The sequence below is a fragment of the Salinispora fenicalii genome (assembly GCF_000514815.1).
Lineage (GTDB): Bacteria > Actinomycetota > Actinomycetes > Mycobacteriales > Micromonosporaceae > Micromonospora > Micromonospora fenicalii.
Genome location: NZ_AZWQ01000034.1, coordinates 1 through 19,941 on the forward strand (window position 1 = coordinate 1; position 19,941 = coordinate 19,941).

At 68.5% G+C, this 19,941-nt stretch carries 17 protein-coding genes and 1 tRNA gene; 11 read left to right on the forward strand and 7 right to left on the reverse strand.

The genetic code is table 11. From position 1 onward, the window contains the following. On the forward strand, positions 1-754 hold a 754-nt coding region (locus B116_RS25280), incomplete at its 5' end, for a S8 family peptidase (protein ID WP_397540784.1). A 142-nt stretch (positions 755-896) separates the two neighbouring features. Here B116_RS25280 and B116_RS0116670 read toward each other — a convergent pair. The 3 genes from B116_RS0116670 to B116_RS0116680 form a co-directional block, all read right to left on the reverse strand. Then, positions 897-1,703, reverse strand: coding sequence for a WecB/TagA/CpsF family glycosyltransferase (locus tag B116_RS0116670; protein ID WP_033665706.1), 807 nt, complete (start codon positions 1,701-1,703; stop codon positions 897-899). Beyond that, complete coding sequence (locus B116_RS0116675; RefSeq protein ID WP_027660725.1) at positions 1,700-2,773, reverse strand: NAD-dependent epimerase/dehydratase family protein; 1,074 nt, start codon at positions 2,771-2,773, stop codon at positions 1,700-1,702. The genes B116_RS0116670 and B116_RS0116675 overlap by 4 nt, the downstream gene beginning before the upstream one ends. 102 nt (positions 2,774-2,875) lie before the next feature. Next, positions 2,876-2,961: transfer RNA gene (locus B116_RS0116680), tRNA-Leu, on the reverse strand. 225 nt (positions 2,962-3,186) lie between these two features. Here B116_RS0116680 and B116_RS0116685 point away from each other — a divergent pair. From B116_RS0116685 to pknB, 7 genes are read left to right on the forward strand one after another with little or no spacing between them, the layout of a single operon-like run. Beyond that, a complete protein-coding gene (locus B116_RS0116685; RefSeq protein ID WP_018724306.1) occupies positions 3,187-3,975 on the forward strand; it encodes an FhaA domain-containing protein in 789 nt (262 codons plus the stop codon). A 6-nt stretch (positions 3,976-3,981) separates the two neighbouring features. Further along, positions 3,982-4,467, forward strand: a complete 486-nt coding sequence (locus B116_RS0116690) for an FHA domain-containing protein FhaB/FipA (RefSeq protein WP_018724305.1) — start codon at positions 3,982-3,984, stop codon at positions 4,465-4,467. Beyond that, complete coding sequence (locus B116_RS0116695; RefSeq protein ID WP_018724304.1) at positions 4,464-5,924, forward strand: protein phosphatase 2C domain-containing protein; 1,461 nt, start codon at positions 4,464-4,466, stop codon at positions 5,922-5,924. Before B116_RS0116690 ends, B116_RS0116695 begins: the two co-directional genes overlap by 4 nt. A 28-nt stretch (positions 5,925-5,952) precedes the next feature. Further along, the gene (locus B116_RS0116700; protein WP_018724303.1) at positions 5,953-7,443 is read left to right on the forward strand and encodes an FtsW/RodA/SpoVE family cell cycle protein; all 1,491 of its coding nucleotides are present in this window, start codon (positions 5,953-5,955) and stop codon (positions 7,441-7,443) included. Then, positions 7,440-8,945, forward strand: coding sequence for a peptidoglycan D,D-transpeptidase FtsI family protein (locus B116_RS0116705; RefSeq protein WP_018724302.1), 1,506 nt, complete (start codon positions 7,440-7,442; stop codon positions 8,943-8,945). Before B116_RS0116700 ends, B116_RS0116705 begins: the two co-directional genes overlap by 4 nt. A gap of 1 nt (position 8,946) precedes the next feature. After that, positions 8,947-10,395 (forward strand): serine/threonine-protein kinase, encoded by a 1,449-nt coding sequence (locus B116_RS0116710; RefSeq protein WP_027660726.1) that lies wholly within the window; start codon positions 8,947-8,949, stop codon positions 10,393-10,395. After that, on the forward strand, positions 10,392-12,221 hold the full coding sequence (gene pknB, locus B116_RS0116715; RefSeq protein WP_027660727.1) for a Stk1 family PASTA domain-containing Ser/Thr kinase: 1,830 nt from the start codon (positions 10,392-10,394) through the stop codon (positions 12,219-12,221). The genes B116_RS0116710 and pknB overlap by 4 nt, the downstream gene beginning before the upstream one ends. A 103-nt stretch (positions 12,222-12,324) precedes the next feature. Here the strand turns inward: pknB and B116_RS0116720 are convergent, their stop codons facing one another. The 4 genes from B116_RS0116720 to B116_RS0116735 are packed head-to-tail and all read right to left on the reverse strand — an operon-like array spanning position 12,325 to position 15,627. Next, positions 12,325-12,975: an aminodeoxychorismate/anthranilate synthase component II gene (locus tag B116_RS0116720; RefSeq protein ID WP_018724299.1), complete on the reverse strand. Its 651-nt coding sequence runs from the start codon at positions 12,973-12,975 to the stop codon at positions 12,325-12,327. Positions 12,976-12,978: 3 nt separating this feature from the next. Next, positions 12,979-13,269 carry a hypothetical protein gene (locus B116_RS0116725; RefSeq protein WP_018724298.1) on the reverse strand — a complete coding sequence of 97 codons (291 nt, stop codon included), beginning with the start codon at positions 13,267-13,269 and terminating at the stop codon, positions 12,979-12,981. A 4-nt stretch (positions 13,270-13,273) separates the two neighbouring features. Then, positions 13,274-14,824 (reverse strand): class E sortase, encoded by a 1,551-nt coding sequence (locus B116_RS26810; protein ID WP_082312827.1) that lies wholly within the window; start codon positions 14,822-14,824, stop codon positions 13,274-13,276. Beyond that, positions 14,821-15,627 (reverse strand): DUF881 domain-containing protein, encoded by an 807-nt coding sequence (locus B116_RS0116735; RefSeq protein ID WP_018724296.1) that lies wholly within the window; start codon positions 15,625-15,627, stop codon positions 14,821-14,823. The genes B116_RS26810 and B116_RS0116735 overlap by 4 nt, the downstream gene beginning before the upstream one ends. Positions 15,628-15,815: 188 nt before the next feature. Between B116_RS0116735 and B116_RS0116740 the strand changes: the two genes are divergently transcribed. The 3 genes from B116_RS0116740 (at position 15,816) to B116_RS0116750 (ending at position 19,915) form a co-directional block, all read left to right on the forward strand. Then, a complete protein-coding gene (locus B116_RS0116740) occupies positions 15,816-16,079 on the forward strand; it encodes a cell division protein CrgA (RefSeq protein ID WP_027660729.1) in 264 nt (87 codons plus the stop codon). 308 nt (positions 16,080-16,387) lie between these two features. Further along, positions 16,388-18,583 carry a (Fe-S)-binding protein gene (locus B116_RS0116745; protein WP_027660730.1) on the forward strand — a complete coding sequence of 732 codons (2,196 nt, stop codon included), beginning with the start codon at positions 16,388-16,390 and terminating at the stop codon, positions 18,581-18,583. A gap of 315 nt (positions 18,584-18,898) precedes the next feature. Continuing rightward, positions 18,899-19,915 carry a C40 family peptidase gene (locus B116_RS0116750; RefSeq protein WP_188116038.1) on the forward strand — a complete coding sequence of 339 codons (1,017 nt, stop codon included), beginning with the start codon at positions 18,899-18,901 and terminating at the stop codon, positions 19,913-19,915. Positions 19,916-19,941 lie beyond the last annotated feature (26 nt).

A 19,941-nucleotide genomic window follows, 5' to 3' on the forward strand; every position in this document is an offset into this window, starting at 1 on the left:
CCTTGACACCGGTATCCGTACCACTCACCAGGACTTTGGTGGTAGGGCTTCCTGGGGCACCAACACTGCCGACAACAACGACACCGACTGTAATGGGCACGGTACGCACGTGGCCGGCACCGTTGGTGGTACGGCACATGGTGTTGCCAAGGAGACCAATCTGGTAGCGGTGAAGGTGNTGNACTGCGCGGGNANCGGTACTTTCGCTGGGGTTGTGGCTGGTGTCGACTGGGTGACCGCGAACGCGGTTCAGCCGGCGGTGGCGAACATGAGCCTTGGTGGCGGTGCGAACAGTGCGTTGGACAACGCGGTGAGTAATTCGATCGCCTCCGGTGTCACCTACGCGCTGGCGGCGGGTAACAGCAGCGCCAACGCCTGCAACTACTCACCAGCCCGTACCCCCGACGCGATCACCGTCGGCTCAACGACCAGCAGTGACGGACTGTCCTGGTTCTCTAACATCGGGACCTGCCTGGACATCTTCGCGCCGGGNTCGTNGATCACCGCGCCGTGGATCACCAGTGACACCAGCACNNNNACNATCAGCGGCACGTCGATGGCATCGCCGCACGTCGCGGGTGCCGCGGCGATGGTCCTGTCGGCCAACCCGTCCTACACCCCGCAGCAGATCCGGGACGCGCTGGTCGACAACGCCACCGACGGTGCGATCGGCTCTCCGGGCAGTGGCTCACCGAACAAGCTCCTCTACGTCGGTGACGGTGGCACCCCGCCCCCGCCGCCACCTCGACCGTGACGGTGGACATCCCCACACCTGGCGGGGCGACCTCATGATTACCCTGATTCCGCCGGGACCCTGACAGTCTGATCTGGCTTCACCGGGCGGGGCCCCTTTCCGGAAATCTCCGGGAGGGGCCCCGTGCCGTGCTGCGACGTCCTTAGACCGCGAAGCTGGTGGGCTGGTCGGTGGCGGGCTCCGGCGGCTCCGCCTTCCACAGGCCGGTCTTCTGTGCGGCAAGCCGGGCCAGGTAGGCCGGGTTGAGGATCACGTAACGGCGCCAGAGGCGCTTCGGTTCCAGGCCGAGTCGCCAAAGCCACTCCAGGCCGACCCGCTGCATCCACGGTGGCGGCTGCCGCAGCAGACCCGCGTGGTAGTCGAAGGCCGCGCCGACCGCCATCAGCGGCATGTCCAGCAACGGTCGCATGGCGTACGTGAAAATCTCCTGCCGCGGGCAGCCCAGCCCGACCAGGACGAGCCGGGCCCCGCTGTCCCTGATCCGGTCGGCGATCTCGACATCCTCACCGGGTTGCACCGGTCGGAACTTGGACGGCTCCACCCCGGCGAGCTTCAGCGCGGGGAACATGCGCTCCAGCGCTGGCACCAGCGTTGCGAGCGTCTCCTCGGTGGAGCCGTAGAGGTAGACCGGAAGGCCCTCGTCGGCGAAGCGGGACAGCACATGCAGGGTGAGCGTCGGGCCGTAGACCCGGTCGGTCAACCCGGCACGGTGCAGCACGTTGAGCGCCCAGCGCACCGGCTGTCCATCTGGAGTGACCACGTCGAATGAGTTCAATCGGGCATTGTGTGCGGGGTCGAGCACACCGGTCATCACGCCGTGAACGGCCAGGGCGGTCAGCGCCAGCGGCTGCCGCTCGTGCGCCGCCGTCACCACCGCCTCGGTGGCGGTGGCGTAGTCGGTGACATCAACGAGGACGCCGAGCACGTTCCGCTTGGCCCGGAGGGTCATGACTGCGGAACCCACTTGTCGACGTTGGCCTCGTAGATCTCACGCATGATCATGGGCACGTCGTAGACCTGCTTCCAGTCCGGGTAGTCGGCGTGGAAGGCTTCGTTCGAGCCGATCCACCACTTGTGGTCGCCGATTCGGTTCGCCTCGACGTACTCGGAGTCCATCCCCTGCCCGGTGATCTCCTGGGCCAGGGCGAAGGCCTCGTGCATCGAGGTGTTGGAGTGCCGCCCGCCACCCAGGTTGTAGACGGCGGCGGAGCGCGGGTTACGGAAGAACGACTCGAACGCCGAGACCACATCCGAACTGTGGATCGCGTCCCGGACCTGCTTGCCCTGATATCCGAAGATCTTGTACTTCCGGCGCTCCATGTTGGCCCGCATCACGTACCCGAGGAAACCGTGCAGCTCGGTGGCGGAGTGCGCGGGCCCGGTCAGGGTGCCACCTCGGAAGCAGGCCGTCCGCATGTCGAAGTAGCGGCCGTACTCCTGCACCATCACGTCCGCCGCCACCTTGGAGGCGCCGAAGATCGAGTGCAGGCAGGCGTCGATCGACATGTCCTCCCGGATGCCCTGCTCATACGGGTGCCCGGGCTCGATCTCCCACCGGGTTGCCAACTCGACTAGGGGCAGGCTGTTCGGCCGGTCGCCGTAGACCTTGTTGGTGGAGCAGTGGATGACTGGCGCCTCAATGCAGTGCTCGCGGACGTTCTGTAGCACGTTGAGGGTGCCGGTGGCGTTGACGTCGAAGTCGGTGAACGGGTCGCGGACAGCCCAGTCGTGCGACGGCTGTGCGGCGGTGTGGATCACCACGGCGGTGTCGCGGCCGTACCGGCGGAACAGCTTCGTGAGTGCGTCCCGGTCGCGGATATCGATGTTCTGGTGGGAGTAGGCGGCGCCCAACTCCTCGGTGAGCCGTCGGACGTTCCAGGCGGTCGAGGCCTCCGCGCCGAAGAACTCCTGCCGCATGTCATTGTCAATACCGACGACATCGAGACCGAGGCCGGCAAAATGCCGGACCGCTTCGGAGCCAATCAGACCGCCCGATCCGGTCACGAATGCGACACTCACACGTCACTCCTGTCCGTCGGAGTCAAGAACGATCGGAGCATAGCGTGACGTACGACGTGCCCCGAGACGGCGCGAGGGCCCCGCTACTGCGGAGCCCTCGTCTGGTGGGGAAGGGGGGAGTTGAACCCCCACGCCCTTTCGGGCACACGGACCTGAACCGTGCGCGTCTGCCATTCCGCCACTTCCCCGTGGCTGCAACCGGAGACACCTGATGCCCGGCTACCCGGCTGTGCGGCCCGGGCTCGAGACATTCTACGTGGCTCCTCGCGCTTGCCACCAACGGTTACCCTCGTAGGACGGCCGCCGTTTGTGGCGGACGAAAGACTAGCACGACGGAGCCGGCCCGCCGAACGGGCCGGGACAAGCGCGGCCGAGCGGCGTGTGAGCTGCACGCTCGTCGGCCGGATACCATCATGTCCTCGGGACCCGAGGAGGAGCCGGTGAGCGTGCTGCAACGCTTCGAGAAGCGTCTGGAAGGCCTGGTCGAAGGGGCTTTCGCCAAGGTCTTCAAAGGGGTGGTCCACCCCGTGGAGATCCTTAACGCCATGCAGCGGGAGGCCGAGGCGCACAAGGCGATCCTGGCCGGTGGGCGCACGTTGGTGCCCAACCGCTACGTGATCGATCTCTCGCCATACGACCACAGTCGCCTGGCGCCGTACGCCGCCGCGCTGGCCCAGGAGCTGGCCCAGTCGCAGGCGGAGTTCATCGGCGAGCAGGCGTGGACGGTCTACGGCGACGTGATCGTCGAGGTCGAACGGGGGGAGGGGCTCGACACCGGTATGTTCCGGGTCACCGCCGAGGTGTACACCGGCGGTGAGGTCGCCCCGGTGTCGGGGCCGGGCTACGACGCCGGCCCGCCGGCCTACCCCGCCTACGACCAAGGGGGCGGCTACGGTCCGCCGCCCGGTCAGGCCGGCGGCCACAACGTGCGGCTGGTCTCCGGCGACGGGCGGACCTACCCGCTCCAGCTGGGCACGACCGTGATCGGCCGCGGTGACCAGGCCACCCTGCGCCTACCCGATGTCGGCATCTCGCGGCGACACGCCCGACTGGATTTCGACGGTGGACAAGTCGTGCTGACCGATCTCGGATCGACCAACGGCACGATGGTCAACGGTCAGCGGGTCTCCGCCGTCGCCCTGAACCCCGGCGACATGGTCCAGCTCGGCACCACGACGCTGACCTTCCGCGTGGACGGCTGATTCGTCTTGCCGGAGCTCGTCATCACCGTTGCCCGGTTCGGGTTCCTGATCCTGTTGTGGATTTTCGTCTTCACGGTGGTCGGGGTGATTCGCCGGGACCTCTTCGCGGGTGCCCGCTCTGGTCGACTGGTGGCGGCCCCCCGGGGAGTCGGGGCCGTCCTTGGTCAGGGCGGCAAGCCGGCCCGGGTGAAGCGGGGAAAGGCAGCTCGCCAGCTGGTGGTGACCGCCGGCCAGTTAGCCGGCACCCGCATCACTCTCGGTGAAGCGCAGATCACAATCGGCCGGGCCGAGGATTCCACCCTCGTGATCACCGATGATTACGCCTCCGCTCGACACGCCCGGCTCGTACCCCGCGACGGGCAGTGGTTCGTCGAGGACCTCGGTTCGACTAACGGCACCTACCTGGATCGCGCTAAGGTCACCGGACCTACCCCCGTCCCCCTCGGCGTGCCGATCCGCATCGGGCGCACCTCACTCGAATTACGGCCATGACTCTGACCCTCCGCTATGCGGCCCACAGCGACCGCGGGCTGATCCGAGACGGTAACCAGGACTCCGTCTATGCCGGGCCACGGCTGCTCGCCGTCGCCGACGGCATGGGCGGTATGGCCGCCGGTGACGTCGCCAGCAACATCGTCATCGGCGCTATGGCGCCGCTGGACGAGGATGTCCCGGGCAACGCCCTCGTGGATGCGCTTCGTTCGGCTGTCACCAACGCCACTCAGCAGCTACGTGAAACGGTTGACGCCAACCCGCAGCTGGAGGGAATGGGGACGACGCTCACCGCGATCCTCTTCTCGGGCAGCAAGCTGGGCATGGTGCACATCGGCGACTCCCGGGCCTACCTGCTGCGGGCCGGCGAGTTCGCCCAGATAACCAAGGACGACACGTACGTCCAGATGCTTGTCGACGAGGGCCGGATCAGCGCCGAGGAGGCGAGCAGCCACCCCCAGCGGTCGCTGCTGACCCGGGCTCTCGACGGCCGGGACATCGACGCGGAGTACTCGGTCCGCCAGGTCCTCACCGGTGACCGGTACCTGATCTGTAGCGACGGTCTCTCGGGCGTGGTGAGCGCGGAGACGATCGTGGAGACGATGCGGGAGTACGCGGACCCGCAGCAGTGCGTGGAGCGGTTGGTCCAGCTCGCGTTGCGCGGTGGCGGACCGGACAACATCACCGTGATCATCGCCGACGCGACGGACCAGGACATCGTCGAGGCGACCCCGATCGTTGGTGGCGCCGCTGCCCGGGACCGGGGCATGGCGACCTCCGCCGACGACTCCACCCCTGCGGCCCGTGCCTCGGCGCTCTCCGGGGCGCCACCGGCGACGCCGGATGAGCCGACTGCCGGGGCCGACGACGAGCCAGAGCCCCGTCGTCGCCGGCCCCTCCGTCTCGCGGCGGTAAGCCTCGCCCTGCTCATCCTTCTGGGCGGAGCGCTCTACGGCGGGTGGAGCCTCACCCAGCGGCAGTACTACGTCGGAGCCACGGGGGGCGGCCAGGTCGCGGTGTTCCGTGGCATCGAGGGGCAGATCGCCGGCATTGACCTCTCTGCCGTGCACTCAACCAGCTCGGTCGAGCTGGACGACCTCACGCTCGCCGCGCAGGAGCGGGTCAAGCAGGGCATTCCGGCCAAGAGTGAAGCGGATGCGGAGCGTCGGCTGGCCGAGCTGACCGCTGATACCCCGACCAACCCCAACCTGAAGCCGACCTGTCCCCCCAGCCCCAGTCCGAGCCCGTCGGTAGTGCCGAGCCCGTCAGTAGTGCCGAGCCCGACAGCGGAGCTTGGAGCGCCGACGTCGGCTACCGCGCCGAGTGCGCCTCCGGCAAGCTCCGCCACGCCGAGCACGCCGGCAACGGGCCTGCCAACCGAACCGACCCCCTCGCCCGACGCCTTGCCCGCCATCCCACCGGCCGTTGACCCGGCCGCCTGCCGGTCGCCCGAGTGAGCGCCGGCTCGACCTGTCAGGACGTTCAGTGACCGTAGCGGCCACGTCGACATCCCCGCCCACCACCCCGGGCGGGCAGAGCGGCGTGCGGTTGGCCCGGTCCCGGCGCAACGCCGAACTGTCGCTGCTGCTGCTCGCCATGGTGTTGGTGGCCGCGTACGGGGCGATGGTCGAAGCCAGCGTGCTCGACACGGTCACGCCGAGCTTTTGGGTGTCGGCCGCCGCGCTCAGCGCGGTCTTCCTCAGCCTGCACGTGGCGATCCGGTTCTTGGCGCCCTTCGCCGACCCGGCCCTGTTGCCGGCCGCCGCGCTCCTCAACGGTCTCGGTGTCGGCTTCCTGCACCGGCTCGACCTGGCCCGCACCACTCCGGCCGAGCGCGCCGAACTGGCGACCTTCGCCGGTACCGGCGGGCGTCAACTCGCCTGGACGTTGCTCTCGGTCGCCCTCGCTGCCGGGTTGCTCGCCGTGGTCCGCGACCACCGCTCGATCTCCCGGTACGCGTACACCCTGGGTCTCGCCGGCATCGTGCTGGTGATGATCCCGGCGGTGCTACCGCGGAGCATTTCCGAGGTCAACGGCGCGAAGCTTTGGATTCGGGTCGGTGGCTTCTCCATCCAGCCCGGTGAGTTCGCCAAGCTCGCGCTGCTCGCCTTCTTCGCGTACTACCTGGTCCGCAAGCGGGAGGTCCTATCGCTGGCCAGTCACCGGTTCCTCGGTGTCGACTTTCCGCGGGGCCGGGACCTCGGGCCGGTCGTGGTGGTCTGGCTGATCAGCCTCCTGGTTCTGGTCTTCGAGAAGGACCTGGGCACTTCCCTGCTCTACTTCGGCATGTTCGTGGCGACGCTCTACATCGCCACCGAACGGGTGAGCTGGCTCCTCATCGGCCTGGTGCTCTTCTTCGGCGGCGCCTATCTGGCGTACGTGTTGGGTGGCATGATCGGTGGTCCGTTCGCCAACTTCTACCTGCGAGCCAATATCTGGCTGGACCCGTTCGCCGACCCGTACAGCGACGGTTACCAGCTAGTGCAGGGGCTGCTCGCCCTTGGTAGCGGCGGAATGTTCGGCGCTGGGCCCGGCGCCGGCCAGCCGCTCAAGCTGCCCGAGGTGCAGAACGACTTCATCTTCGCCGGCCTCGGCGAGGAGATCGGTCTCTTTGGTCTCTCCGCCCTGCTGGTGGTCTATCTGCTCATCGTCGAGCGGGGATTGCGCGCTGCGCTGGCGGTTCACGATTCGTTCGGCAAGCTGTTCGCCGGTGGCCTGGCGTTCACCCTTGGGTTTCAGGTCTTCGTGATCGTCGGCGGGATCAGCGGGCTGATTCCGCTCACCGGCCAGACCACGCCGTTCCTCTCCGCCGGCGGTTCGTCGCTGATGGCGAACTGGTTGCTGATCGCGATCCTGCTCCGGGTCTCCGATGCCGCCCGTCGGCCGGTGACCGGCGGGGGCCCTGCGTCAACCCGACCGACGGGCGGCCCGCCCGAGCAGCTACACGGTGCCCCCACGGAGGTGATCAGACCGTGAACGCACCACTGCGCCGGGTGGGTCTCGTCGTGATAGTCCTGTTCGGGCTTCTCTTCGCGAACCTGAACTGGATTCAGGCCTACAAGGCCGACGACTACCGCAACAGCGACTACAACGGCCGGGTCCAGGTCGCTGAATACGAGCGTAAGCGCGGCAACATCGAGGCCGGCGGTACGGCGCTCGCGGTGAGCAAGGAGACCGACGGGGAGCTGGAGTACCTGCGCACCTACCCGGGTGGGGCGAAGTACGCCCACGCGATCGGCTACAAGCCGGTCAACCTGGCGGACACCGGCATCGAGGAGGCGGAGAACGCATTCCTGGCCGGCACCAGCGACCAGCTCATCGGCGACCGGCTGCGGGATCTGGTCACCGGCGACGAGACCGCCGGCGCGAACGTCCTGCTCACCGTCTCCAAACAAGCGCAGGATGTCGCGTACGAGCAGCTGCGGGAGAACCGTAGGGGAGTCACCAAGGGTGCGGCCATCGCACTCGACCCCCGCACCGGGGCGGTGCAGGCGCTGGTCTCCATGCCAAGCTTCGACCCGAACCCATTGGCTAGCCACGACCCGGACGAGGCCACCTCGGCCTACAACGAGCTGCAGCAGAACCCGGACGGCCCGTTGAAGAACCGGGCGCTCGGCGAGGTGCTCCCACCGGGCTCCACCTTCAAGATCGTGATGGCTGCCATCGCGTTGGAGAACGGGGTCACGAAGGAGACGAAGATCCCCGCGGGGGCCAGCTGGACTCCCCCGACCTCTGGCGAACCGATCGAAAACGCGGCCCCCTCCATCTGCCCGGAGGCGGAGGTCACCCTGATGAACGCGGTGACCGAGTCGTGTAACACCGGCTTCGCCCAGCTCGGCGTGCGCTTCGGCGCGGACGCGCTCAAGGAGAAGGCCCAGCAGTTCGGCTTCGAGCAGGACGACCTGACCGTGGGCCGGCTCGGTGAGGACGGCGAACCGGTCGCGGCCAGTCGGACCGGCGGCATCGCGAACCCTGACGGCAGCGTCGACCCGGCCGCCCTCGCCCAGTCCTCCATCGGCCAGCGTGATGTTCGGATGACCCCACTCCAGGGCGCCCTGATCGCCGCCACGGTCGCCAACGAGGGCAGCCAGATGCGGCCGTACCTGGTCAGTCAGATTCTCGGCGCTGATCGCACCACCAACTACTACACCGCCGAGCCCGACGAGTTGCGCCAGCCGGTCAGTGGCGAGGTCGCCGCCGACCTGCGGGAAATGATGGAGAGCGTCGTCCAGAACGGCACCGGTCGCAACGCCCGGATCAGCGGCTACACCGTCGCCGGCAAGACCGGCACGGCGCAGTCTGGTCCGGACACTCCCGATCATGGCTGGTTCATCGGCTTCGCGCTCGACAAGGACGGCAACCCGGTCTCCGCAGTCTGTGTCCTGCTGGAGGAGGCCGGTGACGGCGGCAGCGCCGAGGCCGCCCGGATCGCCGGGCAGATCATGCGGGCGGCGATCGCCTCGCCGGGGAGCCGCTGACATGCTCAGTACCGGGGTGAAGCTCGGCAACCGCTACCGTCTCGATGAGCGGATCGCCAGCGGCGGCATGGGCGACGTCTGGCGCGGCACCGATGAGGTGCTCGGCCGGGTGGTCGCCGTAAAGAGTCTCCTGCCGGCCCTGCTCGACGATCCTGACTTCGCCGAACGGTTCCGGGGTGAGGCGCGCACGATGGCGACCATCAACCATCCCGGTGTCGTCGACATTTACGACTTCGGCAGCGACCAGCAGATCGCTTTCCTGGTGATGGAGCACGTGGAGGGGGATGCGCTCTCGGCCACCCTGAACCGGGTCGGCCGGCTCACCTCCGCCCGGACGATGGCCCTGGTTGCCCAGGCCGCCGACGCGTTGCACGCCGCTCACCTGGAGGGCATCGTGCACCGAGACGTGAAGCCCGGCAACCTCCTCGTCCGGCCGAACGGCACCCTGGTGCTCACCGACTTCGGTATCGCCCGATCCGATCTGGTGGCCCAGCTCACCGCCGCCGGCTCGGTGCTGGGCACCGCCTCGTACATCTCGCCGGAGCAGGCCACCGGCGCGGTCGCCACCCCTGCCTCGGACGTGTATGCCCTCGGTGTGGTCGCCTACCAGTGTCTCTCCGGCCGGCGGCCGTTTGAGGGCGACAACCCACTCGAGATCGCCCTGCGGCACGTCCAGGATGCGCCTCGGGCGTTGCCTGCCGACATTCCACCGCAGGTGCGGGCGGTAGTCGAGCGGGCCATGGCGAAGGACCCGGCGGACCGCTGGCCGAGCGCGGCGGCGCTGGCCGGGGTGGCCCGACAACTGAAGTCCCAGCTCTCCCAGGCCGCCCGGGCGGCGGAACAGGCCAGCCCGGTTTCGCCGGCGCCGGGTCGGGCCGGTGCGGTGTCAGCTGGGTCGACGCCGGGCCGGGCGAGTGTGGTGCCGGCTGGGTCGGTGCCGGGCCGGGCGAGTGTGGTGTCGGCGGCGCCGGGCCGGGCGAGTGTGGCGTCAGCGGTGCCGGCGGCATCGGCGCCAGGTCGAGCCAGCGTGCCTCCGCCGGTCGGTTCCCGTCCACCGCAGGCTTCCCGCTCGCCGGTGGTGCCGCAGCCTTCCTCTCCACTGACCCCACAACCGCAGGCCCGGCGGTCCCCGGTCGCCGCCGTGCCGCTGGCCTCAGCGCGACCCGGGCATCCCCCGATTCCAGCCCCGCCCCGCCGGTCCCGACTTGGGAGAGCATTCCTCGTTCTCCTCCTGGCGGCTCTGGTCCTGAGCTGCTTTGGCATGGTTTCCTACCTTTGGGACGAGGTGTCTGCCGGGCCCGCCGGCCGACCGGGGCAGCCGGCGGGAACCTCCGACGAACTCCGGCTCGACGGACGCGACGATTCAGACCGAACGTCGTACCGTCGAGCACAACTGCCCTCGACGGGCGGCGACGAGACGACGACGAGCGAAGGACGACAGACGCGATGACAGCGCAGGCCCGCCTGCTCGGCGGCCGCTACCAGGTCGGCGAGCTCATCGGCTACGGCGGCATGGCCGAGGTGCATCGCGGTCGTGACCTGCGATTGGGTCGGGACGTTGCGATCAAGATGCTCCGGGCCGATCTGGCCCGGGACGCCACCTTCCAGATGCGGTTCCGGCGGGAGGCGCAGAACGCCGCCTCCCTCAACCACCCGGCCATTGTCGCTGTCTACGACACCGGCGAGGAGCAGGCGCCGACCGGTGAGACCCTGCCGTTCATCGTCATGGAGTTCGTCGGCGGGCGGACGCTGAAGGAGGTGCTGGGCGGCGAGGGACGACTCCAGCCGCGCCGGGCCCTGGAGATCTGCGCCGACATGTGCGCGGCGCTGGAGTTCAGCCACCGGCACAGCATCATCCACCGGGACATCAAGCCCGGCAACGTCATGCTCACCCAGACCGGCCAGGTCAAGGTGATGGACTTCGGGATCGCCCGGGCGTTGGCCAGCGGTGCGACCACGATGACGCAGACCAGCGCCGTGATCGGCACCGCCCAGTACCTCTCACCCGAGCAGGCCCGCGGCGAGTCGGTGGATGCCCGTTCGGATGTCTACGCCGCCGGCTGTGTGCTCTTCGAGTTGCTCTGCGGGCATCCGCCCTTCGTCGGGGACAGCCCGGTCAGCGTCGCGTACCAGCATGTGCGGGAGGCGCCACCGACGCCCAGCGACCTCAACCCGGAGGTCCCCCCGGCCGTCGACGCGATCATCCTCAAGGCGCTGTCGAAGAACCCGCTCAACCGCTACCAGAGCGCCGGCGAGATGCGGGCGGACCTGCTGCGTGCTGCCGCCGGACGGCCGGTCATGGCGACCCCGGTCCTGCGGGAGGAAGAGACCACCCAACTCGCCCCGGCCGGCGCCGGATACCCGGCCGCCGCGCCCGGTCCGCGTACCCAACAGATTCCGGCCCGGGTCGGCGGCCCACGACGGCGCCGGACGTCGTCGTGGCTGATCGCCGCCTTCGCCACGCTCGCCGTACTCGCGGTGGTCGCGTTGGCCGTCAACCTGCTTCAGCCCTCAGAACCCGAGCAGGCCACGGTCCCGCAGGTGACCGGGCTGGAGCAGGCTGACGCGTTCGCGGCGATCGAGCGGGCGGACCTGGTACCGAACAGGGGCGAGGCGGTCCGCGACAACGACTGCACCAAGGGAGAGGTGGCCAAACAGGATCCAATCCAGGGCCGACGGCTGGATCCGAAAACGGTTGTCACGGTCTTTATCTGCGCTGGGCCGGCGACGGTGGAGATACCGAACACCCTGGTCGGCACTAACTTCGACAACGCGAAGTTGCAGCTGGAGAACCTCGGCTTCGAGGTGGATAGCGAATATGTTGATCATAAGGAGGCGAAGGGCACCGTCCTGGAGGTGACGCCGGATGTGGGTACTCAGGCGGCGGAGGGGGAGACAGTCACGCTGACCGTCTCCAACGGCAACATCGGCACCGTGCCGAACGTGGTGCAATCCTCCGTCGAGGATGCCACGCGGACCCTCGAGAACGCCGGTTACGACGTCGACGTCCGGGACGGTCAGCCGGTGCCATCGGGCGAGGAAGGCCGGGTGACGAACCAGAACCCGCGCCCGGGCGCCCCCCTCAAGAAGGGCGCGAAGGTGACCATCACGGTAACGGTGCTGGAGGAGCCGACCGAGCCCCCGACACCGGAGCCGACCGAGACGCCGGGCGATGGCGACGGCGGTGGCGACGGCGACGGCGATGGCGGTGGCGACGGCGGTGGCGGTGGCTTCCCTCTCCCAACCACACCGCCGGCTCGTCTCCCGACGCGCTGACGGCCGGCACATCCCGCGTCGGAGCTACGGGCGCGGGGCGCGGTGGCGACCGCTGACGGGTGCGCGACGATACGGGGTGTCGCGCGGCCTGGTTGACTGTCAGCTAGATGGTGCTGAAAGCAGAGCGCCGGCGCGCGTCGACCTCGGCCGCCAATGCGGGGGCGCGCTCCAGCGCCTCCGGGAAGCCGCAGGACGCCAGCCAGTTCGCGAGCATGAGGTGTCCGCCCTCGGTCAGGACCGACTCGGGGTGAAACTGCACCCCCTCGATCGGCAACGTCCGGTGGCGCATCGCCATCACCACGCCGGAGCCGGTCCAACCGGTGACCTCCAACTCGTCCGGCAACGTCCCCGGTACGAGAGTGAGCGAGTGGTAGCGGGTCGCGGTGAATACCTCCGGTAGGCCGGCCAGTACCCCCACACCCTGGTGCCGGACCTCGGAGGTCTTGCCGTGCAGCAACTCCGGAGCCTGGGCGACGGTGGCGCCGAACGCCTCCCCGAGCGCCTGGTGGCCGAGGCAGACACCGAAGAGGGGGAGCTCGCCGGCGTACTCCCGGATGACGTCCAGGCAGATGCCGGCGCGATCCGGGCTGCCCGGGCCAGGGGAGAGCAGGACGCCGTCCGCGTTGGCCTGCCCGACCTCCGCGACGCTGATCTCGTCGTTGCGGCGCACCTCGCACTCGGCACCGAGCTGACCCAGGTACTGCACCAAGTTGAAGACGAACGAGTCGTAGTTGTCGATGACCAGGATGCGCACGGGTCACTCCTCCGGGGAGGGGGGTGGGTTGTTCTCGTCCGTGTCGTACGGCAGGTCGTGCCCGTCCTCGGTCGGTGCCGGCCCGTCGCCGGCCGGCGGGAAGCCGGGAACACCCGGGTCCCCGGGGTCCCCCGTCTCCTGGCTGACCTGTACATCGTCGAAGGGGAGCAGTGGCTCAGCCCAGGGGAAGACCACGTACCAGAGCAGAGCGACCGTGGCCGTCGTTAACAGGACGCTGCCGGCCAGCTTGCCGGGCAGCCCGAACGGCAACTTCCGCCAGATCCAGGCGTACATCTCCTCAGCCCCCCAGTTCCGCCGGGCGACCCGCCGACTTGGGCTGGGTCCGGTCCAGCTTCGCGTGGATGATCAGGCGTTCGTAGTTGTCGAACTTCGGGTGGCAGGTGGTCAGGGTGAGCATCGCGTCGGTCGGCTTGGCGTCCGGTTCGCCGGGAACCGGCGCCACCACCGCCACCTCGCTCGGTTTGACGATGTGGTTGCGCGTGACGCGGTAGACGTGCCAGTTGTCCCGGTCCTCGGCAACGATCACGTCGCCGTCGTCCAACTCGTCAAGTCGCCAGAAGGTGGCCCGGTTCCGGTGCCCAGCGATGGAGAAGTTGCCGAGCTGGCCGGGGAGGGCGCTCGTCGGATAGTGGCCCGGGGCGTATCGGAGGTCCTTCTGGGTCACCCCCTCGACGACGATCCAGTTCTTGTCGAGCCGCGGAATGTACAGGCCGGCGATCGGGGTGCCCTGCACCTTCGGCGGGGCGGAGGCGGGGGCGGGGGTGGACGAGGAAGTGGTGGAGGGCGTCACAGTCGGGTCACCGGTGGGCCCCCACGCCTCGGCGAGCTGCTGGCTGAGGTCGTTCTGGTGGGCGTTGACGATCACCGACTTCCCCCAGATCTCGTACCCGGCGAAGAGGAGCACCACGATGCCGAAGGTGATGAGCACCTCGCCGGCGGCGCGGATGCCGGTGCGGAGGCGGGACCAGAACGTCGGCCGGGTCAACTCCGAGTAGACGCTTTTGTAGCCGTCGGTGGACTGCTCTGGGCGTAGCTTGATCACCCGCTCACCGCGGCGCGGCTGGGTCGGCTCCTCGATGACGGGTTCGGCCGTGGAGTCCGCGTCGCGCGGTGGCTGGGGCACGGCGCCCATCAGGGCGGTGGAGTCGGGTGGCGGAAGGGTGTGGCTGGCCAACCGCGGGATGAGCGCGGTGGCCGCCGGATCAGCCGCAGCGCCAGTGCCATCGGGGGCTGGGCCGGCACCCGGGGTTGCGCCGGTATTCGGGGGTGTGCCGGTATTCGGGGGTGTGGCCCGCAGCGGTGTCGTGGGGATGAGCGCGGTGGGGGCGTCCGCAGTCGATGGGGTGCGGTCCCATGCTGGCTGCCGCGGGCTGACCGGGCTTGGTGGTGGGGAAGGGGCGGCCGGTCCGGACGAGTGGGGTGGGGATTCGGGCCGAAGATCCCGGTGGGCTGCGGGCGGCTGATCAAGTGGCCGGTCGGCCGCCGGCACTGGTGGCGGCGGCGTGGACGGGTACGCAGCGTCGAAGGTCGAGCCGGCTGGAGGTGTGGAGGCGAGGCCGGCCGAGTGCCGTGGCGCCTGACTCGGTCGGTGCTGCGGCGTGTCGGTTGACCGTGATGGCCGGCTCAGCGGGCCTGGTCGGCTCAGCGGGTCCGGTTGGCTGAGCGGGTCCACTTGGCTCGGCGCGTCCGGTTGGGGCAGGGGCCCCGGCGGGGGCGATGGCTGCTCCGAGGCGTGCCGGGGCTGCTGCCAGGGGCGTTCCAGCCGCGGCAGGAGCGCCGTCTGGTCGTCGTCCTGATCGGGTTGCCAGCCCTCCGATGCCCTGGTCATTCGGGCACCGTCGCCCAACGGAGTGCGGCCGAGCCATCGAATGCTGGCACCGTCACGGTGGAGACAGTCTCCTCGTAGCCCAGCTTGTAAATGTTCGCCAGGTCTCTGAACAACCGGACTCCCTCAGATTCGGCGAGGGCCCGCTGGAGGGTAGCGGGGTCGCCGATCGCTACGATCTTGAATGGAGGGGAATACACCCGGCCATGGAGCAGCAGGGTGTTACCGACGCAGCGTACCGCGCTGGTGGCGAGTACGCGGACATCCATGATTGACATCGCCTCCGCGCCGCCGGCCCAGAGGGCGTTTACCACGGCCTGTACGTCACCTTGGTGCACCACCAGGTCGTCGTTGGTGGCGCCGCCCGTGGGCAGGCTGCCGTCGCTGCGCCGTGGCGCGTCGTCGAGCTCCACCGTTACTCCGGGGCCGGTGAGGGCGGTGAACCCGGCCGGCTCCTGGCTGGCTGCCGCCCGCTCCTGCTGCTGCTGGATCGTCCCGTCGGAACCGGCGAGAGCACTGGTGCGAGCCTCGACCGTCGCGCGGAGCTCCGCCGCCCGCTGCTCGCTGGTCGCCACCTCGTGGTGGCGGTCCTGGATGAGCTGGTTGAGTTGGGGGCGCCGGTCCTCGCGCAGGGTGGTGCCCCCGGCGGTGGTAGCGGTGGTGGTGAAGAGCAGTCCGGCCGCGACGGCGATCAACGGCACGCCGACCGGCCAGCCGAGTCGGCGCTGCCGCGGGCGCCGGATGAGGGCGGCGATGACCCGCCGGAGTACCTTCCGCCAGGAGGCCGCGCCGGATGTGTACTCCACGGGGTTCCCTCCCCTCATCGCATGCCAGCCCGCTCCGCTGCCCCCTCCGGGGTGTTGGAGAAGACCCTTTCGTGGCCTGAACGGGTCTTCCGGACTACGCTAGCTGTCGAACATTATTGGCCATGGACCGTCGCCCTCGCGCCCGGTTGTCAGGCCGGACGAGGTCGTCACCCCCTCTGGAGAGCGTCGTGCCCAAGTCTCAGGTCCGTAAGAAGAAGGTGTACACCCCGCCGACGGACGTGCGTCCGACGGCGACGGCGGCGACGCGTAAGCCTAGCCCGGTCTGGGTGCCGGCTACGGCGGTCGCGCTTATCGTCGCCGGCATCGGCTGGCTGGTGGTCTACTACCTCTCCGAGCAGGCGTATCCGGTCATGTCGTGGGGTTACTGGAACCTCGCGGTGGGCTTCGGCGCAATGGTCGGCTCCCTGATCCTGCTCTCGCGCTGGCGTTGACCACGCGTTGACTCGCGCGCCGGCCGGAACCGGCGCGCCAGCCTAGCCAGCTCGGTCGACTCGGCCCCAACCGGCGCTGCCGGGCGCGGCACCTTATGGTGTGGCGCAGGACGGCGGCGTTCGGGATGCGAGATGCGTCACGTTACCGCTGGGTAACCTCGCGCGTAGGCTGCACTGCACGACCGGGCGAGGCAAGGTCAACGATCGGTCCGAGTCGAGGACGTGGCGAGAGTTTCGCGACCGCGTCCCTGACCGGGTGCCGATCGCCGAGCCGCTCGAGGCAGTAGTAGACCGGGAGGGCCGACTCGATGGGCAGCGTCCAGATCGTCACCACGATCATCGCGGCCGCCATCACCGCTGTGGCGGTGTGGCTCGCCGTGCGGGCAGTCATGAAGATGGTGGCCGTGATCCGGCTGGGCCAGCCGGATCCGACCCGCTTCACCGACCGGGCCGCGCGGACGAGGACGATGCTGGCGGAGACCGCGGGTCACACCCGGATGCTTCGCTGGAGCCTCGTGGGAGCCGCGCATTGGTTCGTGATGGTCGGGTTCATCGTGCTGTCGCTGCTGGTGCTGGAGGCGTACTTCGAGGTCGTCTCCCCAACCGGCGGGCTCCCGCTGGTCGGGAACTGGGCGGTCTACGGTCTCGTCACCGAATGGCTCGGCATCTTCGGGATCGCCAGCATCTTGGTGTTGATCGCGATCCGGCTGCGGAACCGGCCGACCCGGCCCGGTGGAAGGTCCCGGTTCACGGGCTCGACCATGTGGCAGGGCTACTTCGTCGAGGCCGTCATTCTCGGCGTCCTGGTGATGGGTTTTCTCATCCGGGGCTTCAAGGTCGCCACTGATCACTTTGAGTACCCGGTCTGGGCGGCGCCGCTCAGCCATGCGGTCGGTGGCCTGCTACCGAACTGGGAGGCCGGGGTCAGCGTCGCCGCCGTCATCAAGATCGCGATCTCGATGACCTGGCTGATCGTGATCTCGCTGAACGTGACCATGGGGGTCGCCTGGCACCGTTTCCTGGCCTTCCCCAACATTTTCTTCAAGCGCACCCCCGGTCGGCCGGGTTCTGGGCTCGGTGCCCTGCGGCCGATGATCAGCAACGGCGAGCTCCTCGACTTCGAGGAAGCGGATCCGGAGAAGGACCAGTTCGGCGTTGCCCAGGTCGAGCAGTTCACCTGGAAGGGACTGTTGGACTTCAGCACCTGCACCGAGTGCGGCCGCTGCCAGTCCCAGTGCCCGGCGTGGAACACCGGTAAGCCGCTGTCGCCGAAGCTGTTGGTGCTCAGCCTCCGCGATCACGCCTATGCAAAGGCCCCGTACCTGCTGGCCGGTGGTGGCAAGGACCTGACCGGTGCGGAGAAGGCCGCTGACGGGCAACTCGCCCATGTTGATGCGCTGGCGCTCGCCGAGGCGGAGAAGCCGCTGATCGGGGGCGCCGAGGAGTTCGGCGTCATCGACCCGGAGGTGCTCTGGTCCTGTACCACCTGTGGGGCCTGCGTCGAGCAGTGTCCGGTCGACATCGAGCACGTTGACCACATCGTCGATATGCGCCGCTACCAGATGCTCATCGAGTCCAGCTTCCCCTCGGAGGCCGGGGTGATGCTGCGCAACCTCGAGAACAAGGGCAACCCGTGGGGCGCCCCGCAGAACACCCGAGAGGATTGGACCAAGGGTCTCGATTTCGAGGTGCCGCGGGTCGGCGAAGTTGACGACTTCGAGTACCTGTTCTGGGTTGGCTGCGCCGGGGCCTTCGAGGACCGGGCCAAGAAGACCACCCGGGCGGTCGCCACGCTGCTGCACGAGGCCGGTGTTTCCTTCGCCATCTTGGGCGAGGGGGAGACCTGCTCCGGCGATCCGGCCCGCCGGATCGGCAACGAGTTTGTCTTCCAGATGCTCGCCCAGCAGAACGTTGAGACTCTGAACGAGGCGTTTGACGGCCGGGAGAAGAGCCGGCGCAAGATTGTCGCTACCTGTCCGCACTGCTTCAACACCCTGGGCAACGAGTATGGGCAGCTCGGTGGGGAATTCGAGGTGGTGCACCATACCCAGCTGCTGGCCCACCTGGTGTCCACCGGCGCGCTGACCCCGGTGCAGCCGATCGATGGCGGCGTCACCTACCACGACCCTTGCTACCTGGGCCGGCACAATCGGGTCTTCGCTCCGCCGCGTGAGGTGCTTGGTACGGCGGTCCAGGGTGAGGTCACCGAGATGCCGCGGAACAGTGAACGCTCCTTCTGCTGTGGCGCTGGCGGCGCCCGCATGTGGATGGAGGAGAAGATCGGTAAGCGGATCAACGTGGATCGGGTCGAGGAGGCCATGTCGACCGGCGCAGCGACGGTTGCGGTCGGCTGTCCGTTCTGCTCGACGATGCTCAACGACGGCGTGAACGGCAAGGGCGCTGGCGAGCAGGTCGAGGTGGTTGACGTGGCCAGCGTTCTGCTCCGGTCGGTACGCCCGGAACAGCCGCAGGTCAACGAGGAGGGTGAGCGGGTCGCGGGCTGATCTTGCTCTGGACGGGGACGGCGGCGGCACCCACCAGGTGCTGTCGCCGGTCGCTCTGCCGTCGGCCCGACCGAAATGATTACCGAAGGTAATGGTCGTGGATGTCAATTTATTGGAAATGTCCGTAATTCCTGAGTAGGGCCGGGCACTATTTGTGGGCGGGCGACTACGCAGAAGTGAAAGCCGGTCGTTTGCCTTGATTCCGCACCGGGCCCTCCCTATCGTTGTGCGTTGGCTACGGTGGATCGTCTGCCTCGTATCCCCCCCTTGTCCCGAGGCGCCCCGTTGTCCGGGTTGCAAAAGGAGTCGGTGCCGGTGGCAACCACGCCCCCTCATTGTCAGGACTCGGCATGGCCGCGCCGTCCGGGAGGGCTGCGTCGGGCCGCTCACGGCCTGCTCGCCGCAGTCGCCGCGGTCGCGGTCAGTCTCGGTGCGCTGGCAGTCCCCGCGTACGCCGAGCCGTCCGTGGAGGAGATCGAGGCCGCGATCGACGAGCAGTGGCGTGAAATGGAGCCCACGATTGCGCAGTACAACAAGGTGCGGGCGCAGCTTAAGGTCAACCGCGAGAAATCGGAGGACCTGGCGAAGAAGCTCGCTCCGCTCCAGGAAAAGAGCGAGATCGCGATGCGGCGGATCGGCAGCATGGCCTCGCAGTACTACATCACTGGTCCGTCGCGGGAGCTCGGCGCGCTGCTGGTGAGCGATGATCCGAATGGGATCAGCGAGGATCTGGCCCTGCTGAATCGGGTTGCCGCTATGGAGCACAAGCAGCTCGAGGAAGTGCTGAAGGTCCGCAGAGAGTACGAGGATCAGAAGAAAGCGCTCGATGAACTGATTGCCGCACAGGATACGCAGGAGAGCGAACTGGCGGCGAGGAAGAAGCAGATCGACGCTGAGATCAAGCGGCTCAAGGACTCGCTCCCGGTGACTACGGTGTCGACCCCGCAGTGCCCCACCATCAACGGTGTGGTCAGCGAGGCTGCCCGGACTGCCATCCGGACCGCCTGCGCTCAGGTGGGTGACCCGTACGTGTGGGGTGCCACCGGCCCCAACTCGTTCGACTGCTCCGGACTGACGCAGTACGCGTACAAGGCGGCCGGTATCTATCTGACGCACTACACCGGCGCCCAGTGGAACGAGGGCAGGGCGATTTCGCGCTCCGACGCGCGCCCTGGCGACCTCGTCTTCTTCTCCAGCCCCGGCAACCTGCACCATGTCGGCCTGTATCTCGGTAACAGCCAGATGGTGCACGCGCCCCGGACCGGAAAGCCGGTCATGGTTTCCAGCATCAACACCATGCCGTCGATCGCCGGCTTCCGTCGACCAGGCTGAGCCGGCGACTGAATCGAGGCCCCGGA

What these genes read in the sequence shown, in the direction of transcription:
- B116_RS0116670 (WP_033665706.1), bottom strand. Translation starts at nt 1,703, where the DNA reads ATGACCCTCCGGGCCAAGCGGAACGTGCTCGGCGTCCTCGTTGATGTC.
- B116_RS0116685 (WP_018724306.1), top strand. Translation starts at nt 3,187, where the DNA reads ATGTCCTCGGGACCCGAGGAGGAGCCGGTGAGCGTGCTGCAACGCTTC.
- B116_RS0116695 (WP_018724304.1), top strand. Translation starts at nt 4,464, where the DNA reads ATGACTCTGACCCTCCGCTATGCGGCCCACAGCGACCGCGGGCTGATC.
- B116_RS0116710 (WP_027660726.1), top strand. Translation starts at nt 8,947, where the DNA reads ATGCTCAGTACCGGGGTGAAGCTCGGCAACCGCTACCGTCTCGATGAG.
- pknB (WP_027660727.1), top strand. Translation starts at nt 10,392, where the DNA reads ATGACAGCGCAGGCCCGCCTGCTCGGCGGCCGCTACCAGGTCGGCGAG.
- B116_RS0116725 (WP_018724298.1), bottom strand. Translation starts at nt 13,269, where the DNA reads ATGTACGCCTGGATCTGGCGGAAGTTGCCGTTCGGGCTGCCCGGCAAG.
- B116_RS26810 (WP_082312827.1), bottom strand. Translation starts at nt 14,824, where the DNA reads ATGACCAGGGCATCGGAGGGCTGGCAACCCGATCAGGACGACGACCAG.
- B116_RS0116745 (WP_027660730.1), top strand. Translation starts at nt 16,388, where the DNA reads ATGGGCAGCGTCCAGATCGTCACCACGATCATCGCGGCCGCCATCACC.